General features: G+C 68.4%; 14 protein-coding genes. All 14 read left to right on the top strand.

What is annotated here, in order from left to right:
- The first annotated feature begins 70 nt into the window (after positions 1 to 70).
- The gene (flhF, locus tag AC5P65_RS09310) at positions 71 to 1687 is read left to right on the top strand and encodes a flagellar biosynthesis GTPase FlhF (protein WP_111098340.1); all 1617 of its coding nucleotides are present in this window, start codon (positions 71 to 73) and stop codon (positions 1685 to 1687) included.
- Entirely contained in the window at positions 1674 to 2561 is an 888-nt protein-coding gene (locus tag AC5P65_RS09305; RefSeq protein ID WP_005409532.1) for a MinD/ParA family ATP-binding protein, read from the top strand. Before flhF ends, AC5P65_RS09305 begins: the two co-directional genes overlap by 14 nt.
- On the top strand, positions 2558 to 3301 hold the full coding sequence (locus tag AC5P65_RS09300; RefSeq protein ID WP_019659593.1) for an RNA polymerase sigma factor FliA: 744 nt from the start codon (positions 2558 to 2560) through the stop codon (positions 3299 to 3301). The genes AC5P65_RS09305 and AC5P65_RS09300 overlap by 4 nt, the downstream gene beginning before the upstream one ends.
- Before the next feature lie 57 nt (positions 3302 to 3358).
- Positions 3359 to 3751 (top strand): chemotaxis response regulator CheY, encoded by a 393-nt coding sequence (gene cheY / locus AC5P65_RS09295; protein WP_019659592.1) that lies wholly within the window; start codon positions 3359 to 3361, stop codon positions 3749 to 3751.
- Positions 3751 to 4356: a protein phosphatase CheZ gene (locus AC5P65_RS09290; RefSeq protein WP_019659591.1), complete on the top strand. Its 606-nt coding sequence runs from the start codon at positions 3751 to 3753 to the stop codon at positions 4354 to 4356. The genes cheY and AC5P65_RS09290 overlap by 1 nt, the downstream gene beginning before the upstream one ends.
- A 2-nt stretch (positions 4357 to 4358) precedes the next feature.
- Positions 4359 to 6191, top strand: a complete 1833-nt coding sequence (locus AC5P65_RS09285) for a chemotaxis protein CheA (protein WP_026346971.1) — start codon at positions 4359 to 4361, stop codon at positions 6189 to 6191.
- 103 nt (positions 6192 to 6294) lie between these two features.
- Positions 6295 to 7035, top strand: a complete 741-nt coding sequence (locus AC5P65_RS09280) for a flagellar motor protein (RefSeq protein WP_010482457.1) — start codon at positions 6295 to 6297, stop codon at positions 7033 to 7035.
- Position 7036: 1 nt separating this feature from the next.
- Complete coding sequence (motD, locus tag AC5P65_RS09275; RefSeq protein ID WP_049397376.1) at positions 7037 to 8053, top strand: flagellar motor protein MotD; 1017 nt, start codon at positions 7037 to 7039, stop codon at positions 8051 to 8053.
- A 4-nt stretch (positions 8054 to 8057) separates the two neighbouring features.
- Positions 8058 to 8840, top strand: coding sequence for a ParA family protein (locus AC5P65_RS09270; RefSeq protein ID WP_019659589.1), 783 nt, complete (start codon positions 8058 to 8060; stop codon positions 8838 to 8840).
- Positions 8837 to 9937: a chemotaxis protein CheW gene (locus AC5P65_RS09265; RefSeq protein ID WP_459389499.1), complete on the top strand. Its 1101-nt coding sequence runs from the start codon at positions 8837 to 8839 to the stop codon at positions 9935 to 9937. Before AC5P65_RS09270 ends, AC5P65_RS09265 begins: the two co-directional genes overlap by 4 nt.
- A 169-nt stretch (positions 9938 to 10106) precedes the next feature.
- Positions 10107 to 10415: an STAS domain-containing protein gene (locus AC5P65_RS09260; protein ID WP_019659587.1), complete on the top strand. Its 309-nt coding sequence runs from the start codon at positions 10107 to 10109 to the stop codon at positions 10413 to 10415.
- The gene (locus AC5P65_RS09255) at positions 10412 to 10777 is read left to right on the top strand and encodes a response regulator (RefSeq protein ID WP_005409521.1); all 366 of its coding nucleotides are present in this window, start codon (positions 10412 to 10414) and stop codon (positions 10775 to 10777) included. The genes AC5P65_RS09260 and AC5P65_RS09255 overlap by 4 nt, the downstream gene beginning before the upstream one ends.
- Before the next feature lie 45 nt (positions 10778 to 10822).
- Positions 10823 to 12811 carry a chemotaxis protein CheA gene (locus AC5P65_RS09250; protein ID WP_495215537.1) on the top strand — a complete coding sequence of 663 codons (1989 nt, stop codon included), beginning with the start codon at positions 10823 to 10825 and terminating at the stop codon, positions 12809 to 12811.
- Between the two features lie 387 nt (positions 12812 to 13198).
- Positions 13199 to 14818: HAMP domain-containing methyl-accepting chemotaxis protein (locus tag AC5P65_RS09245; protein WP_495215536.1), on the top strand; the 1620-nt coding region annotated here is incomplete at its 3' end.

Below are 14818 nucleotides of genomic sequence, written 5' to 3'. Positions count from 1 at the left end.
CACCGTGCAGACCACCGACCACCCGAGTTCCCCGGCCGCCACTCCGCCGTCTTCGCCTCGTGACCACAGCATGAAAATCAAACGATTCGTCGCCGCCGACATGCGTTCGGCCATGAACCTGGTGCGCAAGGAACATGGTCCTGATGCCGTGATCCTGTCCAACCGCCGGATCGAGGAAGGCATCGAGATCGTCGCCGCCGCCAACTACGATGAAAGCGCCGTGCAGCGTGCGCTGGAAGCCTCGCGCCGCGACGTGGCGCCGCCGCCGGCGCCCAAACCGCGCACCGCCGCCGATGCGGTGATCGCCGCCGTCACCCGCCGTCGCAGCGCCACCCCGGCACCGGAGCCGGTCGCCGCCACCACCTCGGCGGTGGCCGCCCTCGCCCGCGCCGCGGTCGGCGCCACCGGCCGCACCCTGGACAGCGCCGACGAGATCGTGCCGACCCGCGGCAGCACAGGCTTTGCGGCCACCCTCGCGCGTGCCGCCGTCAACCAACCGGCGCTGCCGGAACAGATCTTCGCGCCGTTCGCCGAGGCCATCGTTGCACCGGCCGCCGCCGTGCCGGCCAACCGCGCCCGCTTCCAGATCGATCCGCCGCACGAGGCGCATCACGAAAGCGTGGCGCCGGCCGTGCAGCCGCCGCCGCTGCCGACCGCTGCCGTCGCCGACGCGCAGCCGGCCAGCGCCGCCAGCGAACCGGCGTTGGCCGATGCCATTGTCGAAACCGCGCCGGCCCCCACCCTGGCTGCGGCTCCGGTGCTGACGGTGGTCGCCCAGGACGACGCCGAGATCCGCCAGTTGCGCCAGGAAGTGGCCGGCATGCGCCAGGTGATCGAGCGCGAGATGAACCGCTTCACCGACGAGCGCCTGCGCGGCTGCCCGGTGCGCGCCACCGCGTTGGACCTGATGGACGAATATGGCTTCGATGCCGGCCTGGCCCGCGACGTGGCCATGCAGATCCCGCTGGAGACCGAAGCCCATCGTGGCCGCGGCCTGATGCTGGGGCTGATCTCGCGCAAGCTTCCGATCGCCCCGGTCGACCCGCTGGAAGAAGGCGGCGTGATCGCCCTGGTCGGCCCGACCGGCGCCGGCAAGACCACCACCATCGCCAAGCTGGCCTCGCGATTCGCCGAGAAGCACGCGCCGCGTGACGTCGCCCTGGTCACCACCGATACCGCCCGCATCGGCGCCCGCGAGCAGCTCTACGGCTACGGCCGCCAGCTCGGCATCGCGGTGCACGAGGCCAACAGCGGCACCGACCTGGACCAGCTGCTGGAACGCCTGAAGGACTACAAGCTGGTGCTGATCGACACCGCCGGGCTGGGCCCGCGCGACCGCGCGCTGGCCGCCCAGCTGCAGTGGCTGCGTGCCGCCCGCCAGGTGCGCACCCTGCTGGTGCTGCCGGCCAATACCAGCTTCGGCGACATGGACGAGGTGGTCCGCCGCTTCGGCGCCGCCAACCTGCAGGGTCTGGTGCTGAGCAAGCTGGACGAGACCGGCCGCTTCGGCAACGCCCTGTCTGTGGCCGTGGACCATGCCCTGCCGATCACCTGGGTGACCGATGGCCAGGACGTCCCGGAGGACCTGCACCGGGCCAGTGCAGCCAATCTCGTACTTCGCCTTGAAGATTTGCGCCGAGCGGCCGATATGCCCTGCAACCCGGAGTTGAACCATGCCGTCGCGTGAGTACGCCAAGCTGACCAAGACCTTCCCGCTGTCGGCCACCCGCAGCGAGCCGCTCGGCCCTGTGCGCACCATCGCGGTGACCGGCGGCAAGGGCGGCGTGGGCAAGACCAACGTCTCGGCCAACCTGGCTGTGGCGCTGGCGGGCATGGGCAAGCGCACGCTGCTGCTGGACGCCGACCTGGGCCTGGCCAACATCGACGTGATCCTGGGCTTGAACCCCACCTTTACGCTGGCCGACCTGGTGGCCGGCCGCTGCTCGCTGGACGACGTCATCGTCGAAGGCCCGAACGGCGTGCTGGTGGTCCCGGCCGCGTCCGGTCGCCGCCACATGGCCGAGCTGGCCCCGGCCGAGCACGTCGGCCTGGTGAACGTGTTCTCCGAACTGGAACGCGAACTGGACATCATGGTGGTGGACACCGCCGCCGGCATCACCGATGGCGTGCTGACCTTCTGCCAGGCCGCGCAGGACACCGTGGTGGTGGTCTGTGACGAACCGGCCTCGATCACCGACGCCTACGCACTGATCAAGGTGCTGTCGCGCGAGCGCGGCGTGGACCGCATCCAGGTGGTGGCCAACATGGTGCGCGACCCCAACGAGGGCCGCGTGCTGTACGAAAAGCTGACCCGGGTCTGCGAGAAATTCCTCGCCGATGTCTCGCTGAACTATCTGGGCTGTGTGCCGCAGGATGATTGGCTGCGCCTGTCGGTGCAGCGCCAGCAACCGGTGGTAAAGGCCTACCCGTCCAGCCCAGCCGCGCTGGCGATCACCGAGATCGCGCGCCGCACCGCACGCTGGCAGGCGCCGACCGAACCGCGTGGCGGCGTCGAGTTCTTCCTCGAGCGCATTCTCAAGCAGCGCGGGGTGGCCGCATGAAAGGCGCAGCCCAGTACCGGGAGGTCCAGCGCTCGGCGGCCAACGAGGTCATCTCCCAGCACTCGGACCTGGTGCGGCGCATCGCCCACCACTTGGCCGCACGCCTGCCGGCGAGCGTGGAGGTGGACGACCTGATCCAGGCCGGCATGATGGGGCTGATCGAAGCGTCGCGCAGCTACGACGCCGACCAGGGCGCCTCGTTCGAGACCTACGCCTCGATCCGCATCCGCGGTTCGATGATCGACGAGATCCGCCGTGGCGACTGGGTGCCGCGCTCGGTGCATCGCCGCGCACGCGACGCCGCTGCCACCATCCGCCGCCTGGAACAGAGCACCGGCCGTGCCGCCAGCGCCACCGAAGTGGCCGCCGCGATGGAGATGCCGCTGCCCGAATACCTGCGGCTGATGGAAGACGCCGCGCGTGGCCAGGTGCTGAGCCTGGAGTCACGCATCGAGGACCAGGGCGAGCTGGATACCGTCGCCCAGGGCGGCCCGACGCCGCAGCAGGTGCTGGAGCGCGGCGAGTTCGGCCGCGAGCTGGGCAAGGCCATCGGCCACCTGCCCGAGCGCGAACAGCTGGTGCTCTCGCTCTATTACGAGCAGGAACTGAACCTGAAGGAGATCGGCGCGGTGCTCGGCGTGAGCGAGTCGCGGGTCTGCCAGATCCACGGCCAGGCCGTGCTGCGCCTGCGTGGACGATTGAAGATTTTCGAGGCGGCCGACGCCGGCCTGGAAGAGTGAACATGCCCGAGGCGGCTGCCCCCGGCCACCCGGAATGAACAACAAAGGAACTCTGCTTTGAACAAGAACATGCGCATCCTGATCGTCGACGACTTCTCGACCATGCGTCGCATCGTCAAGAACCTGCTGGGCGATCTTGGCTTCACCAATACCGCCGAAGCCGAGGACGGGCATGCCGCGCTGTCGCTGCTGCAGAGCCAGTCGTTCGATTTCGTCGTCACCGACTGGAACATGCCGGTGATGACCGGCATCGAGCTGCTCAAGGCGATCCGCGCCGATGCCAAGCTGAAGACCCTGCCAGTGCTGATGGTCACTGCCGAAGCCAAGCGCGAACAGATCATCGAAGCCGCCCAGAACGGCGTGAACGGCTACATCATCAAGCCCTTCACCGCGCAGACGCTGGAAGAGAAGCTCGGCAAGATCTTCGAACGCCTGGCGGCCAGCGCCTGATGGATACCACGGTCGACAAGAACGCCCTGGCCCTGCGCCTGCAGGAAGCCCTGGACGCACTGGAGTCCGGTGACGAAGCTGCCTGGCGGCAACGCATCGACGGACTGGTCGCGCTGCGCACGCAGCCGATGATGAGCGGCCTGTCGCGGCTGGCCCGCGAGCTGGGACAGGCGCTGGGTGAACTGCCGACCGTGCCCAGCGAGGCCGGTGAGCTGGATGACGCCTGCGCGCGCCTGGACCACGTGGTGGCGATGACCGAACAGGCCACCCACCGTACCCTGGACCTGGCCGAGGAATGCCGCAGCCTGACCGAACAGCTGCGTGCCGAAGGCCTGCAGCCAGGCCAGGACGCGCAGCTCGAGCGCATCCGCCACAACCTGACCGAGATCGCCCTGACCCAGAGCTACCAGGACCTGACCGGGCAGATCATCCGTCGCGTGGTCGGCATCGTCCGCCGCGTGCACGAGGGCTTCGGCGCACTCGGCCTGCCGCCGGAACAGCATCGCACCGACCCGGCACTGGCCGGGCCGGCACTGAAGGGACTGGACCGCCACGCGGTCTCGCAGAACGACGCCGACGACCTGTTGTCGGATCTGGGGCTGTAAGCATGAGCGCGGTATCCGACGACATCACTGCCGATTTCATCATCGAGGCGCAGGAGATCCTGGACCGCCTCGGCGAACAGCTGGTGTCGCTGGAGCAGGCACCGCAGGACAGCGACCAGCTCAATGCGGTGTTCCGCGGCTACCACACGCTCAAGGGCGGCGCCGGCTTCCTCGGCGTCACTGCCATGGTCGAGCTGTGCCACGCCGCTGAGGAGGCGCTGGGCGCGGCGCGCGCCGGCCAGGCCGTGCTGCAGGCCCACCACTTCGACGCGGCCCAGCAATCACTGGATTACCTGCAGTCGATGCTGGACGCCGTGTCGTCCGGCACCGAGCCGGGCTATGCGCCGCCGGACCTGATCGCCCAGTTCGACGTGCACGGGGGTGCCGTGGCTGCGCCCGCCGCCGCCGCAGCACCCGCCGCGGGGGGCAGCGACCTGATCACCGACGACGAATTCGAGGCGCTGCTCGACCAGCTGCACGGTGGCAATGCTCCGACTGCGATCGCGCCGGCAAAAAAAGCCGACGACGGCCTGATCAGCGAGGACGAGTTCGAAGCCCTGCTCGACCAGTTGCACGGTGGCGCCGCACCGGGTGCCAAGCCTGCTGCAGTCCTGGCACCGGCGCCGGCGCCCGCGCCGCGCCCGGTCGCTGCACCGGCACCCGTGGCCAAGCCGGCGGCCAAGCCGCTGGCCGAGGCCGAACACACGGTGCGCGTTGATACCAAACGCCTGGACGCGATCGTCAACCTGATCGGCGAACTGGTGCTGTCGCGCAATCGGCTCAAGACCCTGCGTGCACGCCTGCGCGATGAAGAGCTGGACCGCGCCGTGTCGACGCTGGATATCGCCACCGCGCGCCTGCAATCGGCGGTGATGCGCACCCGCATGCAGCCGGTGGGCAAGGTGTTCTCGCGGTTCCCCAAGGTCGCCCGCGACGTTGCCCGCTCGCTGAAGAAGGAAGTGGACCTGGAGCTGATCGGTGCCGAGACCGAGCTCGACCGCAACCTGGTCGAGGCCCTGGCCGACCCGCTGGTGCACCTGGTCCGCAACGCCATCGACCATGGCGTGGAAATGCCCGACCTGCGCGAAGCACAAGGCAAGCCGCGGATGGGCCATGTACGCCTGTCGGCGCAGCAGGAAGGCGACTACGTCAGCATCGAGGTGCAGGACGATGGCGCCGGCATCGACCCGGAGAAGCTGCGCGCCAAGGCGCGTGAGAAAGGCCTGATCGATCCGGAGGCCGCTGCCCGCCTGAGCAGCGAGGAGTGCCTGCACCTGGTGTTCCTGCCGGGCTTCTCGACCAAGCAGCAGGTCACCGACATCTCCGGCCGTGGCGTAGGCATGGACGTGGTGCAGTCGCGCATCCGCGAACTGAGCGGCCAGATCCAGATCCAGTCGGAACTGGGTCGTGGCAGCCGCTTCCTGATCCGCGTGCCGCTCACCCTGGCGATCCTGCCGACCCTGCTGGTGCAGGCCGGCGAGGACGTCTACGCACTACCCCTGGCACGCGTGATGGAAGTGCTGCACGCGCCGCGCACCTCGCTGGGCTGGTTCGATGGCCGCGCCGTGCTTGATCGCCGCTCGCACACCCTGCCGCTGGTCGACCTGCGCCAGTGGCTGGATGTGACACCGGCCGCGTCAACCCTGCTGACCATCGTGGTGCTGCAGGCCGGCGAAGCCCGCTTCGGGCTGGTCGTGGACCAGGTGCGCGGGCGTGAGGAAGTGGTCATCAAGCCACTGCCGAAGGCCCTGCGCGGCCTGCGCGGTTATGCCGGTGCAACCTTGATCGGCGATGGTCGCATGGCCCTGATCCTGGACGTGGACGGGCTGCGTTGAACCCCGCCAGGGCCATGCCCGGCGACCCGAAAAACTGTGACTACCGTCTGTACGCGATCTACCGGTGTCTCAAGTCCCATTCATACACGCCGATACCGGAACCATGGATAGACTCAGCCTCATTGGACTCTTTCTCGCCCTGGCCTCGCTGGTCGGCGGCAGCATCCTCAAGGGCGCCGGCCTGGCGTCGTTGTGGTCGCCTGCGGCGTTCGTGATCGTCATCGTCGGCACCGTCGCCGCGATCCTGCTGCATACCTCGCCGGCGGTGTTCAAGCATGCGTTCAAGATCGTGCGCTGGGTCGTACGCCCGCCACACAGTGATCGCCGCGAACTGATCCAGCAGATCGTCGAGTGGAGCAACATCGCCCGCCGCCAGGGCCTGCTGGGTCTGGAATCGCAGGTGGAAGCGCAGCAGGACCCGTTCCTGCGCAAGGGCCTGCAGCTTCTGGTGGACGGCGTCGAGCCCGAATCGATGCGGCACATGCTGGAAATCGAACTGGGCAGCCAGGAACACCAGGACCAGGCCGGCGCCAAGGTCTTCGAAGCGATGGGCATCTACGCCCCGACCCTCGGCATCATCGGCGCCGTGCTCGGCCTGATCGCGGTGATGAAGAACCTGGCCGACCCGAGCAAGCTCGGCCACGGCATCGCCGCCGCGTTCACCGCCACCATCTACGGCATCGCCTCGGCCAACCTGCTGTTCCTGCCGGTGGCTGCCAAGCTCAAGAGTGTGATCTCGCACAACACCCGCGACCGCGAAATGGTCATTGAAGGGCTGATCTCGATCGCCCAGGGCGAGAACCCGCGCAACATCGAAACCAACCTTTCCGGCTTCCTGCACTGACATGGCCCGCCGCAAGCACCACGAAGAGCACGCCAACCATGAAGCATGGGCGATCCCCTATGCCGACCTGATGACGCTGCTGCTCGCCTTCTTCGTGGTCATGTACGCGATCTCCTCGGTCAACGAGGGCAAGTACCGGATCATGGCCGACGCGCTCACCGATGCCTTCGGTGGCGCACCGCGCACCATCAACCCGGTGCAGGTGGGGAACAAGCAGGTGCAGGGTGGCGGCTGGGACAGCCCTTCGGTGATCAAGTCCGGCACCAAGATCGGCCCCTCCGCGCCGGCGCCGTCGCACGACCCGACCCTGCTGCCGTCGATGGCCTCGCAGATGCGCATGCCGGTCTCCGTGCACAACCAGGAACAGATCGCCCGTGCCGAGCGCCAGCTCAACAGCATCGCCGACCGCCTCACCGCTGCATTGGCGCCGCTGATCGACCGCGGCATGATCAGCGTGCGCCGCACCGAGTTGTGGATTGAAGTGGAGATCAACAGCGACATCCTGTTCCCCACCGGCTCGGCCGCGCTGGACGTGCATGCACGGCAGACGCTGGCCAGCCTCGCCGAGGTGCTGCGTGACGTGCCCAACAGCGTGCGCGTGGAAGGCCACACCGACAACGTGCCGATCGCCACCGCCACCTTCCCTTCGAACTGGGAACTGTCGGCCGGACGCGCCGCCAGCGTGGTGCATCTGTTCGCCGACCAGGGCGTGCAGCCGTCGCGGCTGGCGATGGTCGGCTATGGCCAGTTCCGTCCGCGCGAAGAGAACGACAGCGCGCAGGGGCGCAACCGCAACCGCCGGGTGATGGTCATCATCCTGGCCGACACCTCGCATTCGGTGGATCCGCTCGGCCAGCGCCTCAATGCGGCCACCGGCGCCGTCGACAACAGCACCACCGAACAAGCCGCCGCAACTCCGGCCAGCGCCCCCACCTCCCCCATCGCACCGGTGAAGTTGCCGCCGGTGCCGGCTGGCAGCCGCGTCGGCGCCGCCGTTCCCCCGGCAATGAAGGAGTAAACCGATGCGCATCTGGGCAATCGCCAACCAGAAGGGCGGAGTCGGCAAGACCACCACCACCCTCGCCCTCGGCCGCGGCCTGGCCGCGCTGGGCCATCGCGTGCTGCTGATCGATCTCGATCCGCACGCCTCGCTCAGCCGCGCCTTCGGCGTACCGGTGGATCCGCCGCCGGCCGGCGTGCTGGAACTGTTCGGCGCTCCGCCGGCCGATCTTTCCAGCCTGTGCCATGCCAGCAGCATCCAAGGCCTGGACTATGTCTGCGCGCAGTCGGCGCTGGCCACGCTGGAGCGCCGCAGCGCCAACCAGCCCGGCCTCGGCCTGGCCCTGCAGAACGCACTGGCGCGCCACCAGGGCCAGCACGACTACATCCTGCTGGACTGTGCCCCCACCCTTGGCCTGTTGATGATCAACGCGCTGGCCGCTGCCGACCGCCTGATCATCCCCACCCAGGCCGAGCCGCTGGCCCTGCATGGCCTGGACGGCATGGTCCGCACCGGCGAGATGGTCGAGCGCTCGCGCCGCCGCCCGCTGCCGATCTCGATCCTGCCGACCCTGTTCGACCGCCGCACCCGCGCCGGCAACGAGTCGCTGCGCACCATGCAGGATCGTCATGGCACCCGCGTGTGGGAAGACGCCATTCCGATCGACACCCGCATCAGCAATGCCGCAGGCCTGACCCTGCCCAGCGTTGGTGAGGAGTACCCGGGCCGCGGCCTGGCCGCCTATCGCCGCGCACTGAACTGGATCCTCGGTGAGGATGCCCGCGCCCTGGAGCAGGCCGCATGAACAGCACCGGCGTACTGGACGACTATCTGGACGAACTGCTGGGCGAAGCGATCGCTCCGGCCGTCGTGCTTCCAACGCCGGACAGCGTCGCCCCGGCCCCGGCCCCGGCCCCGGCCAGCATATCGCAACCGGAACATGAGCCGACCTGGGATGACCTGCCGGCCGAGGTGATCTACGAGACCGACACCGTCGCCGCGGCGCCTGCCGCGGACAACGCCGCGCTCGAAGCCGCCTTCGAGGCCGCCGCAATGCCGGTCGCCGCTCCCGAGCGGGAACCGACCTGGGATGATCTGCCTGACGAGGTGATCCACGAGACGGCCCCGGCCAAGGCCGGCCCGGAGCCCACCTGGGACGACCTGCCCGACGAAGTGATCTACGAGACCGACGCGGCCGACAGCCATCACCTCGCCCACACTGACAGCCCCGGCCTGCAGGCTGCGTTCGAGGCCGCTGCCGGCGGCGCGGATGTCCCCACGCCGCCCCCGGCCGTGGTAGCGCCCCCGGCGCCGCGCCCTGCACCCGCGCCTGCCCCGGCTGCGCCCGCTGCCGTCGCGCCGCCGCCCCGCGTTGCCGTGGATGCCCCGGCCACCAACCGTCCCGGCACCTGGCAGGAACTGCAGGCACAGGCTCTCCAGCCCGCCAGCAGCCCGCATCCGCAGAACCGCCGCGCCGGCGAGCGCACCTCGCGCTGGCTGCGCCTGCGTTGCGGCACCCAGGCTTATGCGCTGGAACTGCTGAAGGTGCAGGAAGTGGTGCTGCCAGTTCCCCTGCTGCCATTGCGCGGCACCGCACCAGCGATGCTCGGCATCATGAACCTTCGGGGCCAGGTGGTACCGGTGATGGATCTCGGCCTGCACCTGGGTGCGGCCGCTGCCGAAGACGATTCGCAGACCCGCATCGTGGTGCTGGAGGAAGACGGCGAAACCATCGGCCTGCGCGTGTCGGCGGTGGAAGATGTCGCCAACCTTACCGACTCGCAGATCGAGCCGCCTGATACCGCGCGCATCTGCCAGATTTCCAACGACCTGTTCCGTGGCGTCGCCCGGGTCAGCCAGCGTCCGATGATCCTGCTCGACGCCACACGGCTGTTGAGTTGAGTCGGCGCTTTGCGCCGACGCGGTGCCTGTCGGGGACTGCAGGTGCCGATGCGCAGCATTGGCATCTCCCGTCCCCGAACAACACCGCATCGGCGCACCGCGTCGATTCCCCTAAAGAACCCTGCCGGGGTGCCGTTATGGATCACGGAACCGTTTGTCCGGAGCAACGATGAGCACTGTCGAACTGGGTGGGGATCTCGGCATCGAGAGCAGCACCGAGCTCAAGAACCGCCTCGCCCCGCTGGTGGCGCAGGCAGGCGAGCTGACCCTGGATGCAAGCCAGGTCGCCCGCATCCACACGGCCGCCGTGCAGGTGCTGTGTGCATTCGTGCAGGCCCGCCGCGAGGCAGGCCTGGGCACCGGCTTCCACGGTTGCACCGCAACCTTCCGTGACGCCGCGCGCCTGCTGGGCGTCACCCAGGCCCTGGGCCTGGACGCAACCCATGACAACCTGAAATCTGTGGAGAACGCTGCATGAGCGCACGTATCTTGGTGGTGGACGATTCGGCGTCGATGCGCCAGATGGTTTCCTTCGCCCTCACCTCGGCCGGTTTTGCCGTCGAAGAAGCCGAAGACGGCGCGGTCGCGCTCGGTCGCGCCAAGGGCCAGCGCTTCAATGCGGTGGTCACCGACGTCAACATGCCGAACATGGACGGCATCGCGCTGATCCGCGAACTGCGCCAGCTGCCGGACTACAAGTTCACCCCGCTGCTGATGCTGACCACCGAATCGGCCGCCGACAAGAAGTCCGAAGGCAAGGCCGCCGGTGCCACCGGCTGGCTGGTCAAGCCGTTCAATCCGGAACAGCTGGTCGCCACCGTGCAGAAAGTGCTGGGCTGATCGCCCCGCACCGCTCCCCTTCTTCGCTTCCGGACCGCCACTGCCATGAGCATGGACCTGCAACGCTTCCACGCCACCTTCTTCGAGGAGAGCCGCGAAGGCCTCGACGCGATGGAGGCTGGCCTGCTGGCCCTGGAATCGGGGCAGCAGGACGCGGAGATCATCAATTCGGTGTTCCGCGCCGCCCACTCGATCAAGGGCGGCGCCGGCACCTTCGGCTTCGATGCCATCGCCGGCCTGACCCACGTGCTGGAAACGCTGCTCGATGAGCTGCGTGCCGGCAAGCGGGCGCTGGAAGGCCATGCCGTCGACGCCATGCTGTCTTCGGTGGACGTGCTTCGCGCCCTGCTGCGCGAAGCCGAACACGGCCAGGCTGCCGACCCCGCCGCTGTCGCCGCAGTGAAGGCGCGCCTGGAAGCCGTTCTCTCCGGCCAGGCCGCATCGAGCGCTCCGGTCGCGGCAGCGGCCAAGGTGGACGATACCCCCGAAGCCTGGCAGATCGGCTTCACTCCGGCGCCGTCGCTGTTCATGAGCGGCAACGACCCGCTGCGCATTATCCGCGAGCTGGAACACCTCGGCTCGCTGCAGGTCGCCGCGCGCATGGAACGCCTGCCCGGCTTCGCCCAGCTCGACCCGCTGGAGGCCCACCTGGCGTGGGATCTGGGCCTGGTCGGCAAGGTGCCGCGCAGCAAGATCGAAGACACCTTCGCCTGGGTGCTGGACGACTGCGAACTGGACATCCGTCCGGCCGCTCCGCCAAGCCTGGCCACCCAGGCCCAGGCCGCAGCGGCCCCCGCTCCGGTGGCAGCGGCGCCGTCGGCACCTGCCGCGCCTGCCGCCAGCGGTGGTGCCAGCCAGGAAGCGGAAACCTCGATCCGCGTCAGCGTCGACAAGGTCGATGCGCTGATCAACCTGGTCGGCGAACTGGTCATCACCCAGGCCATGCTCAAGCAGGTCTCGCACGCGCTGGACCCGGTCCACGCCGAGAGCCTGTTCGCCGGCCTGGACCAGCTTGAACGCAACACACGCGACCTGCAGGAAGCGGTGATCGGCGTGCGCATGCTGCCGGTCGATGCGGTGTTCCGTCGCTTCCCGCGCCTGGTCCGCGACCTGTCCAGCCGCCTCGGCAAGCAGGTGCGCCTGCGCACCGTCGGCGAAGGTACCGAGCTGGACAAGGGCCTGATCGAGAAGATCGCCGATCCGCTGGTGCACCTGGTGCGCAACTCGATCGACCACGGCCTGGAAATGCCCGACGTGCGCCGCGGTGCAGGCAAGGACGAGACCGGCACGATCACCCTGGCGGCCTCGCATCAGGGCGGCCATATCGTCATCGAAGTCAGCGACGATGGCCGTGGCCTGGACCGCGCCAAGATCCTGGCCAAGGCTCACGAACGCGGCCTGGCCGTGCCGGACAACCCGACCGACTCGCAGGTCTGGGACCTGATCTTCCAGCCAGGCTTCTCCACGGCCGATGCGGTCACCGACCTGTCCGGGCGTGGTGTCGGCATGGACGTGGTCCGCCGCAACATCCAGGCACTGGGCGGCGAGGTGCAGATCGAAAGCAGCCTCGGTACCGGCACCCGCACGCTGATCCGCCTGCCGCTGACCCTGGCCATCCTCGACGGCATGACCGTAGCGGTGGCCGGCGAAACCCTGATCCTGCCCCTGGCGTACGTGCTGGAGGCGCTGCAGCCGCAGGCCGAGGACATCCGCAGCATGGCCGGCGAGGGCCGCGTGCTGCGCGTGCGTGGCGAGTACCTGCCGATCCTCTCGCTGAGCGAGTACTACGGCTACGGCAACCGCGCACCCGGCAGCGAATCGCTGGTGGTGGTGGTCGAAGGTGATGGCCAGAAGATCGCGCTGGAGGTGGACGAACTGGTCGGCCAGCAGCAGGTCGTGGTGAAGAACATCGAGAACAACTACCGCCGCATCGGCGGAGTATCCGGCGCCACCATCCTCGGCGACGGCCGGGTCGCGCTGATCGTCGACATCGGTGGGTTGGTGCGCTCGCTGCGGATGCCGCAGGCGGCCTGATCCACGCTGCATGCGAACCATGGACCGCCGCCCCTCGGGGCGGCGGTTTTCGTTTGTGTTCGGTCTGCCAGGGGGGGTCAGATTCCCTTCCGCAGGAACGGAATCTGACTGCGGGACGGCACCCCGAAACCAAATCGTGAACTCCGTCGGCACGCTAGTTGCTGTCGCAACCACTTCATCCAATCGAAAACCGCGTCGCTGCAACGCTTCCATGCTGCCCTCCCTACGCATCCGAATGTGATCTGCGTCCATAAAGTCCATCGAGACTGCGCCGCTATTTCGCATTGACGGCCGTCACCGAACCCCACCGGGAACCACCGTTCGCTCTGCAACCACCCCCAAACCGGCGCACAGACGCCGGCACTCTGCCCACCTGGAGCACCCTGCATGAAGTGGTTCCAAGATCTGCCCATCGCCCGCAAGCTGGCTGTGGGGTTCACCCTCACCACGTTGATGACCCTGATCCTCGGCGCGTTCGCCCTGCTGCGACTGAGCGAAGCCAACGCGCAGCTACGCGACATGGCTGGCAACGATATCCCCTCGGTCCAGCACCTGGGCGAGGCGCGCTCGCAGCTCGGGGAGTTCCGCACCTACGAACTGGCCCAGCTGAGCATGCTCGACCAGCCGGAAAAGGTGACCGACTACAACAAGCGCATGGACGACACCGCCAAGGCCGTACATGACGAACTGGCGGCGTACGCGGCGCTGCCGGCGCTGGACAAGGAGCGTGAACTGTATCGCGCAGCCAGCGCGCAACTGGATCGCTACTTCGCCGCCAACAAGGCGATGCGCGACGCCGTGACCGCCGGTGACGGCGTCCTGGCGCGGCAGATCTCCGACGAGCAGTCACGCCCGGCGCGCCGCGACCTGTTCGCTGCGATGAAGGCACTGGGCGCCCATATCGCCGGGCAGATGGACGGCAAGATCGCCGACGCCAACGCCACCCATCGCAACAGCATGATCGCCATCATCGGCTGCATCATCCTGCTGTCGCTGGTGGCCGCCGCGCTGGCCATCGTCATCTCGCGCGCGGTCACCGGCCCGCTGGGCAAGGCCGTGCATGCCATCCAGGCGGTCGCCCGCGGCGATCTCAGCGTCAGCACCCAGGCCACCAGCAGGGACGAAGCCGGCAGGATGCTTACGGCCACGGCCGAAATGACCGCAATGCTGCGCCGTTTCAGCGAGCAGACGCAGCTGATGGCACAGATGCATGCCGGCCCGGACATCAGCCACCGTATTCCGGAAGACTTCCCGGGCGTCTACGGCCAGCTGGCCAGCGGCATCAACACGGTGATCTTCGAACACCTCGATGCGATCGTCGATGCCATTGAAGTGCTCAACCAGTACGCCATCGGCAACCTTGCTCCGGACGCCCGCCGCCTGCCCGGCAGCCGCGCGATCCTGCACGAATCGATGGACGCCGCCAAGGCCAGCCTGCTGGCCATCAATACGCAGATCCAGCACCTGGCCTCGGCCGCCGCTGCGGGCGACTTCAGCCAGCGCGGTGACGCGCAGCGCTTCGATCACGATTTCCGCGTGATGATCGAGCAGCTCAACAGCATGATGCAGGTCGCCGACGGCAACCTCGGCCAGCTCTCGCAGCTGCTGCAGTCGATCGCCGCCGGCGACCTGACCGCACGCATGGACGGCCAGTTCAACGGCGTGTTCGCGCGCATGCGTGACGACGCCAACACCACCGTCGCACAGCTGACCCAGATCGTCAGCCAGATCCAGGCCAGTGCCTCCAGCATCACCCTCGCCGCTGGCGAGATCGCGTCCGGCAACAGCGACCTGTCGCGCCGTACCGAGCAGCAGGCCGCCAACCTGGAGGAAACCGCAGCCTCGATGGAGGAACTGACCTCCACCGTGCGCCAGAACGCCGAACACGCCCGCCAGGCCAACCAGCTCGCCATCGGCGCCCATGGCGTCGCCTCGCAGGGCGGTGAGGTGGTGGGCCAGGTGGTGACCACCATGTCGGCCATCGAAGCCTCGTCGAAGAAAATCGCC

The organism is Stenotrophomonas sp. YJH_SMC_48-3 (genome assembly GCF_059369375.1).
This window is presented reverse-complemented; position numbering and strand designations above follow the sequence as displayed.